This is a genomic window from Novosphingobium sp. BL-A-41-Hi4A-0G (assembly GCF_055521735.1).
On the sequence record NZ_JBVFVU010000004.1, the window covers coordinates 140,245 to 153,417 of the forward strand.

At 60.6% G+C, this 13,173-nt stretch carries 11 protein-coding genes; all 11 read right to left on the reverse strand.

Annotation, left to right across the window (positions count from 1 at the left end):
- Window positions 1-28 precede the first annotated feature (28 nt).
- The 11 genes from ACZ1JX_RS21550 to bphC all read right to left on the reverse strand — a co-directional run bounded on the left by ACZ1JX_RS21550 (window position 29) and on the right by bphC (window position 12,991).
- Window positions 29-1,588 (reverse strand): FAD-binding protein, encoded by a 1,560-nt coding sequence (locus ACZ1JX_RS21550; protein WP_010891038.1) that lies wholly within the window; start codon window positions 1,586-1,588, stop codon window positions 29-31.
- A complete protein-coding gene (locus tag ACZ1JX_RS21555) occupies window positions 1,585-2,157 on the reverse strand; it encodes a hypothetical protein (RefSeq protein ID WP_010891037.1) in 573 nt (190 codons plus the stop codon). The genes ACZ1JX_RS21550 and ACZ1JX_RS21555 overlap by 4 nt, the downstream gene beginning before the upstream one ends.
- Before the next feature lie 2 nt (window positions 2,158-2,159).
- Window positions 2,160-2,774, reverse strand: a complete 615-nt coding sequence (locus ACZ1JX_RS21560) for a UbiX family flavin prenyltransferase (protein WP_010891036.1) — start codon at window positions 2,772-2,774, stop codon at window positions 2,160-2,162.
- Between the two features lie 157 nt (window positions 2,775-2,931).
- A complete protein-coding gene (locus ACZ1JX_RS21565) occupies window positions 2,932-4,404 on the reverse strand; it encodes an NAD-dependent succinate-semialdehyde dehydrogenase (RefSeq protein WP_010891035.1) in 1,473 nt (490 codons plus the stop codon).
- A 132-nt stretch (window positions 4,405-4,536) separates the two neighbouring features.
- A complete protein-coding gene (locus ACZ1JX_RS21570) occupies window positions 4,537-7,035 on the reverse strand; it encodes a TonB-dependent receptor (protein WP_011906642.1) in 2,499 nt (832 codons plus the stop codon).
- Between the two features lie 110 nt (window positions 7,036-7,145).
- Window positions 7,146-9,326: a TonB-dependent receptor gene (locus ACZ1JX_RS21575; protein WP_011906643.1), complete on the reverse strand. Its 2,181-nt coding sequence runs from the start codon at window positions 9,324-9,326 to the stop codon at window positions 7,146-7,148.
- A gap of 28 nt (window positions 9,327-9,354) precedes the next feature.
- Window positions 9,355-9,948, reverse strand: coding sequence for a 2-hydroxychromene-2-carboxylate isomerase (locus ACZ1JX_RS21580; protein ID WP_010891032.1), 594 nt, complete (start codon window positions 9,946-9,948; stop codon window positions 9,355-9,357).
- Entirely contained in the window at window positions 9,945-11,207 is a 1,263-nt protein-coding gene (locus ACZ1JX_RS21585; protein WP_010891031.1) for an aromatic ring-hydroxylating dioxygenase subunit alpha, read from the reverse strand. Before ACZ1JX_RS21585 ends, ACZ1JX_RS21580 begins: the two co-directional genes overlap by 4 nt.
- A gap of 24 nt (window positions 11,208-11,231) precedes the next feature.
- Complete coding sequence (locus ACZ1JX_RS21590) at window positions 11,232-11,723, reverse strand: aromatic-ring-hydroxylating dioxygenase subunit beta (RefSeq protein ID WP_011906644.1); 492 nt, start codon at window positions 11,721-11,723, stop codon at window positions 11,232-11,234.
- The gene (locus tag ACZ1JX_RS21595) at window positions 11,720-12,046 is read right to left on the reverse strand and encodes a non-heme iron oxygenase ferredoxin subunit (RefSeq protein WP_010891029.1); all 327 of its coding nucleotides are present in this window, start codon (window positions 12,044-12,046) and stop codon (window positions 11,720-11,722) included. Before ACZ1JX_RS21595 ends, ACZ1JX_RS21590 begins: the two co-directional genes overlap by 4 nt.
- 45 nt (window positions 12,047-12,091) lie before the next feature.
- Window positions 12,092-12,991, reverse strand: coding sequence for a biphenyl-2,3-diol 1,2-dioxygenase (gene bphC / locus ACZ1JX_RS21600; protein WP_010891028.1), 900 nt, complete (start codon window positions 12,989-12,991; stop codon window positions 12,092-12,094).
- Window positions 12,992-13,173 lie beyond the last annotated feature (182 nt).

The following is a 13,173-nucleotide window of genomic DNA, read 5'->3' on the forward strand; positions in this document are numbered from 1 at the left end:
TGAAGTCTTTGTTCAGCCGGCCGTGTGATTACGCTTGGTTGCGCATCGCCTGGGGCCATATCCCCTGCTTGCCGGGGGAGAGGATGCCGTTGGGGTCGAGCACGTCCTTGAGACGGTGGTGCAGGTCCCACAGCGCCCCATCGTTGTGCTTATAGGTCTTGGCAATCTGGTCCATGAAGGCGAGGTGGGTGCGGTATTCGCCGAAGCCCGCACCGGCTGCCTCGTCGACCAGCTTGCCGAACAGGTCATAGGCGCTCTTGCGCATGCCGTCGTCGGCGCGATCGTACATGATCATCAGGATGTGGTGCATGTCGCGCCAGCCGACCAGGAACTCGCCGATATAGTCGAACCCGAAATCGTGGCAGCGCTGTTTGATCAGGTTATACTGGCTCAGCGCTTCCTTGCCGTCGGGTGCCGAGATTGGCGAGAAGTTGATATGCCCGCCGCCGCCGATCCAGTTCATGATGCTGAATTCGGTCATGTTCGGCTCGCCGCGCATCAGCCGCACGCGATAATCCCAGGCGGGATCGTTTTCGCGGTTGAGGTGCAGCTTGGCACCCGAAATGCTCATCATCGCTTCCTCGACGAGCTTCCAGTTGTTCTCGATGATCGGCGGCGGACCATAGAGCGCGGCGTAGAAGTTCCACATGCCCAGGCCATGATCCGACGCGATCTTCTTGCGGATCGAATCCGGGATAGGGCCCTTGCCATCGAAGTAATGGCGGCGCGTGGTCTTGGCGGACACTTCCCACAAGAGATCGACCGCCACCGCGGCGTTGGGAATCACCTGGTTAACCTTGAGCGGTTTGACCGCGTCGAAGATTGCGGCAAGGTCTTCCTCGCGCTCGTAAGTGATCATGAACGGCTTGTAGCCCGGCGGTTCGGGCATCAACCAGATACCCATCTTGGTAACAATGCCGAAATTGGACTGAGTGAACATGCCATCAAAATGCGGGCCGGCTGCATGCTTGGTGGATTGCCAATGCTGCGACCCCTCGATCGCGCCCTGACCGGTGCGGACGACCTGACCGTCGGCAAGGACCACTTCCATGCCGCACTGCATAACGAAGTGATCGCCGTAGGGGGTGTAACCCGCGCCATGTTCAAGCGCGTTGCCCATGACGCCGCCCCAACCTGGTGCCGCAGGATCGACCCAAAGCTTGCTGCCGATCTTGCGCAGATGGCGGTGAAGCTGAAAATAGGAAACGCCCGGTTCGACCAGCGCATAGCCGTATTTCTCGTTGACTTCGAGAATGCGGTTCATCCGCTTGAGGTCGAACATGACATAACCGGACTGGCGCGGGGCCGGGCCGCCATAGGCGAAATTGCGGCCGTTGCCGAATGTCCAGATCGGCAGCTTGTAAGCGTTGAATACCTTCAGCGCCTGCTGAATCTGTTCCATGTTGGCCGGTGCCACAGCAGCCGAGGGCAGCATCTCGCCATCGGCCAGCGGTGAATAGGCGTCGCGATAGGCCGACAGCGGCAGTTCATCGACGAAGACCCATTCCTTGCCGACGATAGCCGCTAATTCGTCCAGAGCCTTGGTAAAGGTTGCGGCGTCGACGCCTTGTGGCATGCGCGTACTCACGACTGCTGTACTCCCACTTCGAATGCCCATGAAACCAGCATGCCGGGGCTCTTGCCATCGAGGCCGCAATGTCCTCCTGACTGGCACCGCAGTTCGGCATCCTGGCGATCGCCGACGAGCGCATCCTGCATGTGGTAGGCAAGAACGCTGGGCCAGCCGACGCTAGCCCGCGCAAGCAGCGTTGGCGCGCCAACAGTCTTGTGTTCCCAGCGCAGCTTGCGGTATTGATGGGTCCACTGTAGTAGCGGGCGGGCGCCGCCGGCCACCAGGATCTGCTCGGCGATCATCGCCGCGGGATCGGAAGTAAGGCCGACCAGCACGCCTTCAACCGCTTCAAGTTCATGCAGCAGGCCGTTGAAGCTCCGGTCGATCCGGACAACCTGCGCTGCGCACCCCAAATTGGTAAAGGTTTCGGCAAATAGTCGACTTTCGGGAACGTGCGTCTCCTCGATGACGATGATCTTGCGCGGCCGCTGCGCCAAGGCGCTGCGGCCGATCCCCAGACCGGCAACGGCAGCACCCACGGCGCCACCGCTCATGACCGTGCGACGGCTGACATCCCACGCCATTCTCAATTCCCTTCCATTTGCCCAGCACCCGGAACAAGGCTTGCCGCCTCTTTGCTAAGGCCTTGCCAGCGTTTCTCCGACTTCGCATGAAGCCCGAACAGATCCAGTACCCGCATGCAGGTGTGATCGACCACGTCGGCCAGCGAGGTCGGCCGCGCATAGAAGGCCGGCACCGGGGGGAAGATCACCGCCCCCATTTCGGTGCAGGCCGTCATGTTGCGCAGGTGCGCCAGGTTGAGCGGCGCTTCGCGGGTGATCATCACCAGGCGGCGCCGTTCCTTCAGCATCACGTCGGCCGCGCGGGTGATAAGGTTGTCGGACAGGGCGTGCGCCACCGCGCCCAGCGTGCGCATCGAACAGGGCGCAATCGCCATGCCTTCGCATACGAACGAACCGCTGGCGATCGAGGCGCCGACGTTGCGGACGTTGTGCACCACATCGGCCAGCGCTTCGAGCCGGGCTTTGCCTTCGGGCAGTTCCTCGCGAATGTTGAGCAGCGCAGCCGGAGACATTACCAGATGGGTTTCCCAACCGCCCGTCTCGCGCAGCAGCTCAAGCAGGCGAAGACCATAGACCGAGCCGGTTGCGCCGGTAATCCCCACGACCATGCGCTTCACGGCAGGAGACTTTCCTGCGCGTTTTGGGCGGTCAAGGTCGCGTAAGGCCTAACCTTGAAGGGCATGCTGAATTCCATCTCCCGCTCTTTTATCGACATCATACAATGCATTCCGCATTGGGCAACGAAAATCTTGACTCCTTGGGACCGCATTCCGCTTACACCGGACTCTCGGGCCGGACCCCAACACTGATGGTCTTCATCTCCAGGAATTCTTCAATACCGTGTCGCGAACCTTCTCGGCCCAGTCCCGATTCCTTGATGCCGCCAAACGGGGCGGTCTCGGTCGAGACGATGCCGCTGTTCAAGCCGACCATCCCGGTCTCAAGGCCTTCGGAAACCCGCCAGGCGCGGTCAATGTCGCGGGTGAAGGCATAGGCCGCCAGCCCCGAGTGCGTGGCGTTGGCAAGCGCCAGCGCTTCGGCCTCGGTTTCGAAACGGAACACCGGGGCCACCGGCCCGAAGGTCTCCTCGTCCGCCAGCCGCATCGCCGGTCTCGCTCCAGTCAGCACAGTTGGTTGGAAGAACAGTTCTCCGGCCTCGTGTCTCTTGCCGCCGGTGACCAGCTGGGCACCTTGCGCCACGGCATCGGCGACATGTCCCTGAACCTTGGCCAAGGCTGATGCGGTGATTAACGGTCCCTGGTCGGTTGCACCTTCAAGGCCGTTTCCGACCCGGAACGCGGAGACCCTGGCGGCCAGCGCCTCGACGAAGCGGTCATGAATGCCGCTTTGCACGAGGATCCGGTTGGCGCAAACGCAGGTCTGTCCGGTGTTACGGAATTTCGAGGCGATCGCCCCCTCGACAGCCTGATCGAGATCGGCATCGTCGAACACCAGCAGCGGGGCATTGCCGCCCAGTTCCATCGAAACCCGCTTGAGCGTGGCAGCGCATTGAGCGGTCAACAGCTTGCCAATCGCGGTCGAACCGGTGAAGGTGAACTTCGTAACATCGGGATGGCTGGTCAGGACCGATCCGATTTCGGGCGCATCCCCGCAGACCACGTTGAACACGCCGGGCGGAACGCCCGCTTCGCGAGCGAGCTTCGCCAGAGCGAAAGCGGTCATGGGGGTGAGTTCGGACGGTTTGAGGGTCACGGTGCAGCCCGCCGCCAGTGCAGGCGCGACCTTGCGGGTGATCATCGCGGCGGGAAAGTTCCACGGCGTAATGGCGCCCGCCACGCCGACCGGCTGACGGATCACGACGATCCGCCGGTCAGCGCTGGCCGGAATGACCTCGCCATAGACACGGCGCGCCTCTTCAGCGAACCACTGGATGAAACTTGCGGCGTAATCGACCTCGCCCAGCGCTTCGGCCAGCGGTTTGCCCTGTTCGGCGGTCATCAGCAAACCAAGATCGTGGCGATGGAGCCGGACCAGCGCCAGCCAGTCATGCAGCAGGCGCGCGCGTTCCTGAGCGGGCCGCTTGCGCCAATCGATCAAGGCGCGGGAATTGCTTTCAATTGCCCGACGCGTCTGGGCAGCGCCCAGCTTGACGACATTCGCCAGCGTTTTGCCGGTTGCCGGGTTAGTGACCGCGTAGGTAGAGCCGGCACAGATCTCGGTGCCGTCGACAAGTGGTTGGCCGGTCAGGAAATCGCTGCGCTCGAGCGGGGGGATCGTAACGCCCAAGACATTGCTCCTTTGGCCGCAAGACAAGTTGCCAATACCAAATTGGGCGGCGAGGTGTCTGGCAGGCTCTTGGTCGGTGCCACCAGAAGGGTGAGGGCGGCGGCGGACCGCCGCCCTCGGGGGTGGTAAGTGTCAGTACTTATAGGCGAGCTTGAGGAACCATTCACGCGGGCGCGAATAGGTTGCCAACGCTGTCCCGGCGACGAACGGATCTACGTAACCGCCCTGGATATAGCGTTCGTCGGTCAGGTTGGTCACACCAGCGGTCACGGTGAAGTGCTCGCTCTTCTCGGTGAACGAAGCACTGGCGCCGAAGACGCTGTAGCCAGGCTGGCGCAGTTGCGGGCTGTTGACCGCATCCTTGAAGGTTTCGCTCTGGTACGACCAGTCTCCGCGCAGCGTCAGCTTGCCCATGTCACCTTCATAGACGTCGGCGTTGAACGAGGCCGATCCGGTCCATTCCGGCACGAAGGCGAACTTCGAGTTCAGGTTCACGGGGAACGCGAGCGGATCAATGGAGCGGTAATAGGCATCAAGATAGCCAACGCCGAAGGTCAGGCGCAGCCAATCGGTCGGAGCCGCCTCGCCTTCGACTTCAAAGCCTTTGATCCGGCCGGAACCGGCGTTTCGTGCCCGGGGGGCGATGCCTTCGCTGACGACGACCTGGATGTCATCGTAGTTTGACATGAACGCGGCGAGGTTCAGCCGCAGGCGGCGATCCAGCAGCTCGGTCTTGAGGCCGAGTTCGTATGATTCCACGAATTCGGGCCTGAACGACGGCGCAACCTGTTCAGCCGGGAAGATTCGCTGCGTGAAGCCGCCGTTCTTGAAACCCTTGGAATAGGAGGCATAGACCAGGATATCGTCGGTGATCTTGTAGTCAGCCGAAATTGCCGGCGTCCATTCCTTGGCCTTGGCGGCAACCTGGACCGCCGGCATCGTGTGGTTTCCACCAGGGTTAGTGGCGGCTGGTGCGCAGCCTCCAGGCAGCGGGAAGCCGAACAGCGGGCTCGCCGGATCGGTCACCAGCAAGGGCACTGGCTGGCCGGTCACGCACTGGCTGAAGGCGATGAACACGCCCTGGGGGTAAGGGATGATGCCGGCCTGCCCAAGCGGAGCAGTGTAATCAACATTGATGGTCTGGAACGAAGGATCGAACCGCTTGGTCTCGTCGGTATAGCGGATGCCCGGCGTGATCGAAAGACGATCGGTCACCTTGATCGTTGCCTGCAGATAGGCAGCATAGCTGTCGTTGTCGATCTTGCCGCCGCTGAAGAAGTCAGCGAAGCCGAACAGCAGGTTGTTCTTGTCTTGGCCCTTTTCCTTCAGGTAATAGCCGCCCAGAACGAACTTCACCCGATCATTCAGGACACTGCCGGTCAACTGGAATTCCTGCGAAGCCTGCCACAGATCGATATTGTTTGTCAGGTTGAGGTAGGGATGTGGCGTTCCGTCGAAGTCGAACTGGATCGTGGCCTTCTGATCGCGATAGGAGCTGATCGACTTCAGGTTGATGTCACCAAAATCATAATCCAGCGTCAGGTTCGTGCCCCACAGGTCGAAATCCGACTGGTTCTTGGCACCGGACCAGGTTGAATCGATATCGCCGGTGATCCACTGCGTGGTGGCGCAGCGCGGGTCGTTGACCGGTGCCAGTTGCCCGTCCGCACCGCAGAAACCTGCGCCGCCCTGCAACTTGTTCCAAGCATAAGTCGAACTGGGGAAAACCACGGTTCGGCCATTCAAGTCGACAACCTGCAGCAGGTTGGGCGATTCGAAAAGGTTGACCAGCGTCGAAGCAGCCATTTCTTCGCGCCTGATATTGATATCGCCGCTCAGGTTGACGGTCAGCTTGTCGGTCGGCTCCCACTTGAACGCAATGCGTCCGCCGAAGCTGTCCTTATTGCCCTGGCGGCCTCCGTCGAACAAACGCTTCTGGTAGCCGTCGCGGGTTTCATAGGAAGCAACCGCGCGCATTGCGAGAGTGTCGCTCAGCGGTACGTTGATCATGCCCTTGAAATCGGCGCGGTTGAACCGTCCGGTCGCCGCTTCGAGCTTCATGTCGAAATCGTTCTGCGGTTCGACGGAATTGACGACGATCGCGCCGCCGATAGTGTTCTTGCCGAACAGTGTGCCCTGCGGCCCGCGCAGGACCTGGACGCTCGAAACGTCGGCCATGTCGAGCAGCGCGCCAACCGAGCGGGCAACATAGACGCCATCGACATAGACGCCCACGCCCGGGTCGACGGTGATATTGAAATCGGTCTGGCCCACGCCGCGGATGAACGCGGTGATCGAGGCGCTCGAACCCGAAATGTTGGCGACCGGCGAGATGTTCACGTTCGGCGCGAATTTTGCGACTTCTGCTACGTTGGTGACCTGGCGTTCCTCGAGCATTCCGCCGGTCATCGCGGTGATCGCGACTGGTGTTTCCTGCAGGTTCTCGGCCCGCTTGCGCGCTGTCACGGTGATCTCTTCGAGGCCGCCGGTCTGTTGCTCCTCGGCCTGGGGCTCGCTTGCTGCGGCATCCTGTGCATGCGCCGAAATCGGCACAAGCCCGATGTATCCGACCATAGCCGAGGCGCTGGCACGCAGGAAGGCCTTCCTGAAATACATTAGTCGGTTTGGCATTTTGCATTCTCCCTCATGTTATGCTGATTAGGCGCCCGATCCGAAACTTCGTTTCGGATCGTTCGGTGCCGGCCTGAAAATGGCTCTTTCGCGAGTTTCGGATCAGGTTCTCAGAATTTGGTCTCGATCGTCATCCCGATCTTGCGCGGTTGTTCGTAGAACCCGTCGGTGCCCAACGTTCCGGGACGTATGGTCTGAAAGACCTTTTCGTTGGTCAAGTTGGTCACCCACAGCCCAACCTTGAAGGCTTCGCTTTCGGGCTGCCAATTGATCGAAAGGTTGGACAGGGTGTAGGGCCGCTGCGAGAACCTGTTGGCAAAGTCGTAATAGACCCGGGAACTCCACAGGAGATTGCCTGCCAGGGTGACGCGGCCATTGCCGACGTCATGGCCCCAATCAAACCCGATATTACCCGACCATTCCGGCGCCCGGGTCATGACCTTGCCGGATGCATCGAACGGCGCCGCCACGTTGCCGGCAAAGTCGCCATTGCCGCTGACGATCGGCGTAAATCCCTGGGCGTTGGGGAAATCCTTGTAGCGGGCATGGGTATAGGCAACCGCCGCGCGCAGCCTCAGGTCGCGGACCGGGCTGATGGTGGTCTCGAACTCGCCGCCATAGATTTCGGCATTGGCGGCGTTTTGCAGGATGTATCCGGGGCCGGTCGGGGCCTTCGACTGAAGCTGCAGATCCTTGTAGTCGTAATAATAGACGGCAAGGTTGGTGCGCAGCCAGTCCAGCGGATCGGACTTGATCCCGAATTCAGCCGCCTTGATGTTTTCCGGGTTGACCGGGGTGCCGCCGGTTGCCGCCATGTTGTACACCCCGCTTTTGAACGCGGTGCTGTAGGTGGCGTAGACGTTGGTCTTGTCGGTCACCTCATAACGGACACCGACTTTGTAGTTGAACTTGTTGAACGTTTTTGAAACGTCATCGACCAGCAATACGCCATTGTTACTTTGGCTAAACCAGCGCGTCTCGGTAGTGTAACGCCCGCCAAGAGTGAGGAACAGCTTCGGCTGAACCTCATAGGTGCCTTCGGCAAAGCCCGCGAATGAGCGCCCATCAAGCTTCGGCGTGAGCGACGGACCCGCCAGGGGCGAGGCCGGGTTGGTCGTGGACCAAGGCTGAAGCACCGGCGCGCCGCCGCCGAACTGGTAGAAATAGCCGCCGACCAGCCACTGGAAGCGACCGGGGTTGGCCGAACTCAGCTTGATTTCCTGGCTGCCCGACTCCGATTCAAACACTGCCGGGAAGTTCGAAAGCTTGATGTTCGAGGCATCGCCATCGGTGGTCTGCTGCCAGCGCAGGTTGAGGAAACCAGAGGTGGTCTCAAGCATCACACTGCCCAGATCGAGCCGGGTGTGCAGCGCAAAGCTCCACCTTGTGAGATTGAGCAGCGGAACCTCGGTCAACGACGCCTGCCAGGCATCGGTCGGTACGATCACGCCCGGCCAGTTGCGGCCCGCGGTGTTGCCGTCCAGCGGTTGCGGCGAATTGGTGGTGCTTTCCTGATTGAAGTATTCCCCGGTCAGGACCACCTTGAAATTGTCGGTCGGCTTGAACAGCAACTTGCTACGCAGGTCGATGACGCGCTGGTTGCCAAGTGTGCCGCCGCGGACCAGATCGTCGATATAGCCATCGTTCTTGCGGAAAAGCGCGGCAAAATCAGCCGCGACCTTGTCACTCATTGGGCCGGTGAAATAGAGCCGGGCATCGTAATCGCCGGCATCGCGCCTCATCCGCCCCACGCGCAGCGAAGCCTTGCCGCGGAAGTCGAAGCTGGGATCGGGGGTGATTACGTTGATCAGTCCGCCGGTGGCATTGCGGCCAAAGGTCGTTCCCTGCGGGCCACGCAGCACCTCGACCCGTTCGACCTCGACCAGGTCGATCCAGTTGGCGGCCGATTCCGGTTGATAGACGCCGTCGACGTAGGTTGCGATATTGGGTTCATCACCAACCGAAATGCCGGTTGAGCCGACCCCGCGGACCACCGGCTGGAAGACGCCCATATTACGGCTGCCGATGAAGCCCGGCACAACCTGAGTGAGGGAGCGGACCGTCGAAACATCGGCGGAAGCCAGAGCGTCGCCGGTAACCGCAGTAACTGCAACCGGCACGGTTTGCAGCCTGGCCTCGCGCCGAGTGGCCGTGACGATAATGTCACCTAGGCCCGTGTCGGTAGCGTGGGATTCGTCCGATTCGCTTGTGATGTCTTGTGCCAAGGCCATCTGCGGCGTCAGCGCGGTCGCTCCCATCAAGGCAACGAAATAGCAGCCATACTTTTTCATGCAAACCTCCCCTATGTAACCGAATTGCTTATTTTGAATTGTTCAAATACTCGGCAAGAAAATCCAATCGGTCATTTCCCCAGAAAATCTGGTCGTCGACGAACATCAGCGGCGCACCGTACACGCCGCGCTGGATCGCCTGGCTCCGGGCCTTGCGATATTCGTTCTGGCCGGCGGGCGATTCGACGAAAGCGATCAGCGCCGCGGGATCAAGCCCCGCTGCTATCGCGCATGCGGCCAGTTCGTTGCGGTCGCCGGGATCGATCCCCTGGCCCCAGATCCGGCGGTAGGCATCGGTCACAAATGCCTCGGCCTTACCGTGCTCGCGGGCGAACAGCACCGCGCAATTCCAGTCTGCGCAAGCGAAGCTGGCTGGAAAGGTGAGGGGCACTCCATAGCGCTCGGCCCAGCGCTCAAGGTCTGCCTTCATGACCTTGATCTTGGGCAATACCTCGCGATTGGACGGGCCATAGTTGCCGGCGGCAATTTTGGCTTCGGGAATGTCGATCGGCCAGTAATCGACCGTGCATCCCGCTGCCCGCGCGATCTCCGGCAGCTTGAGCTGCGCAAGGTAGCTGAACGGGCTGATGAAATCGAAGTAGAAGTCGATCGTGCGGGTCATGTCGGCTCCACCTCAAAGCCGACCATTTCGCGATAATTGTCCCAGAAGCCGATGATCGCGCCCTCGGTGACGAGATGGTCGGCATCCTCGGCCCGGCCGCCACCCATCGCGATGTAGGACGTCGCGCTTGCCTCGCCGACGATGGCGTTCTGGACGATTTCCACCGCTTCGCCGTCTTCCATCGAAATGAGCCCGGCGGGGCCGATCAGGTTGGCTTGCTTGAGCCGGATGGCCTGCATTTCCGCATCGTCGTCCTGGTAGCCGAAATGGGTCCAGACGAGCTCGAATTCATCCGGCCCGTAGGTCACCGTCTGGCGCACCGCGAGAGTGTTCTGGATCTGCTGGAGGACCAGGTTGGGGTAGACCGCGAGGATCACCAGCGTAACATTGTCCGCGAATTCCTGCCGACCTTTCAGCAGCGACATGTCCTGCAGCTTGAATTCGGTGTCGAAGGTGCGGGAATCGCCATAGGCCTGCTTGTCGGCGGCATCGTCGTTGCTGGCCGCGATCGAATAGAGCAGCGAGTGGCGTTTGTTGGCATCCATCAATGCCTTACCTGTCTGGGTCGAGCGATAGAGACCGAACGTGTTGTGAAACAGGTGCAGCAGGCTCGCGTGGTAGGGATCGCGGGTGTTCTCGGCGTAGAGCTTCCAGTTCCCGCGGATCCGCTGGCGCTGGTCGCCCAGCACGGTGATCGGCTTGCACATGATCCGCTCGATCTGCTCGACCACGATCGGGCCGAGGAAATCGCGGCAGGATTCGACAGTTTCGGAGAATGAGGCAAACACCAGACCGCCAACGGATTCGGTGCGCAGCTGGCGAAGATTGTGCTGGGACATGTCGAAATCGCCCGGCATCCCGCCCTGTCCCTTGAGGCCGCGGCGGAAGGGTACCCCGATCAGGTTCCCCTTCAGATCGTAGGCCCATTGGTGGTAGACGCATTCCAGGCTTGCGCGGTTGCCGCGCATTTCGCGGCAGACCAGGGCGCCGCGATGGGCGCAGCGATTGACCACGACATGCAACGAGCCGTCGCTGTCGCGCGTGAGGATCACCGGTGTTTCGCCCACGAAGGTCGATTTGAAATCACCCGCCTGCGGAACTTCAGCCTCAAGTCCGACGAAGGACCAGCAGTTACCCTTGAAAATGTTCTCCTGTTCGCGATCGTAGTACTGGCGATCGGTGAAAACGCGGTACGGAACCCGGCATCCTGCAGTGGACGGGGCTTGATCCAAGGCGTCTGTTTGCTGGGGAATGGACATAATTGGGTGCTTTCAACTTTGCAGCTAGATCGGGCGGACCATCATCGTATCGATGAGGTGGGTGTCGAAGATCGCGGTCTTGGAAAGGAAGCGCGGGGCAGCCCCGGAAACGTCGATTTGATCGACATATTTTCCGGAATTGTAGATCGACGTCTGACCGTCGTTGCGCGTCATCAGGACCACATAGTTGGTCTGTGTGGTGACGATCTGCCCGCTGGTCGACTTCACGCGGGTCGGACCGAGAATATGCCGGTAGCTGTGCGCGGGAAAAATATTGGCGCGGCGCAAAGAGACGATGCGATCGACCAGCATGCCGCGGCTGTCGCAGAACACCGCAGCCAGGTTCAGTGAACGATTGTGGTTCTCCGCTGAGATCACACTGTACTGGCACTTTTCTTCAAACAGGTCAGGCCATTCTTCCAACCGGTCGTCATCGATCAGTTCCGCATGAAGCGCATTAAGTTGCGCAGCGGCATGCTGAAACTGCATCTGCTCAAGGGTGGGAAGGCCCATCATGCTGCTCCTTCGGGCTTCGTGATGCAGACCCAGCCATCCTCGATTTCGACCGGATAGGACGCGATCGCCACCTGGCAGGGAAAGGCCTTGGCTGCGCCGGTCTTGATGTCGAACGAGCCGCCATGGAACGGACACTCGATGATGTCGCCATCCTGATATCCGTCGGTCAGCATGGCATTGCCGTGGGTGCAAAGATTGTCGGTAACGAAAATCTCGCCATCGACATTGTAGACGGCAAGGGCGGGCATTCCCTCTGCGAATGCCGCAACCGGCTCGCCGTCCTTCACGCTGGCAGCTTCACAGAGTCGCAATTTGTTTGACATGGTTGACCTGTTGTCCTGTCAAGAATCGAGCAAAATGGGCGATTGTCAGAGCAGCGGAATGTCCATCCCGTAGCCAGCCGCCTCGTTGCCATGGCCGAAGATGTCGCGGGTGTAGTATTCCTGCTGGCCGGTCGAGTGGCGGGCGCCCCAGCCGAACTCCCACAACCAACCCGACGGATTGGCGCAATAGAAGGTCAGGGCCTGATCGTTGGCGTGCTTGCCAAGCTGCAGCGCTACATCGATCTTCTTCCCGCGCACAATGTCGTGAGCCATGCCGAGATCGTCGAGATCGGTGTATTCGAACATCAGGTGGTTGATGCGCTTTTCCATCGGTCCGAGGCCGAAGGCGACCGAGTGCTGGCGCTCGTTGCAATGCATGAAATAGGGCTGGGCGACCATGCCGTTGGGCAGGTGGAGATGGTATTCAACCGACCCGCGCAGGCCGAGCAGTTCATAGAACCGGGCCGCCGCCTCGACATCGTCCTGGCGCAGGATGCAGTGCCCGATCCCTTGCGAGCCGGTCAGGAACTTGCCGAACATCGGACGGCCAGGATGAAACGGCTTGTGCGTATCGACCTGGGGGCCGAAGAAGATCTCGGTCGGGTTGCCGCCCGGATCGGCCAGCTTGAGCAGCCCGAGAACCCGGCGTTCGCGCGCCTCGGCTTCGGTGCCCACGGTGAAGGGGATTCCCGCCGCGCTCAGCTTTTCCTGCATCGCGGCGAATTCCTGCGGCCCGGCCACGCGCCAGCCCATGTAAGCCAGGTCATCGCTGCCATCAGCGTGCAGAACGATGCGGTGATGCCAAAGGTCCATTCGCAGATAGAGCCGATCCCCTTCGCCTTCATCGACGACTTCCATGCCGGCGACTTCGGCGGCGTAAGCGCGCCAGGCAGCGAGATCGGAAACGGAAAGACCAAGATAGCCGAGTTCGGTGACGACCGACATAGTTCAAACTCTCCCAATTCACCCCAAAACGGGGTCATTTTGCGATTTGCTGGCCGCCTTGCTTCGATTCAAGCCGCCGGTTTCAGCCATTTCTGACTCATTACCTACCAGAACGTTTTTCATTGTGCAATACGTTGCACGAAATGATGGGATGAGGTAATAGCCGTGTGCGATCTGCGGTT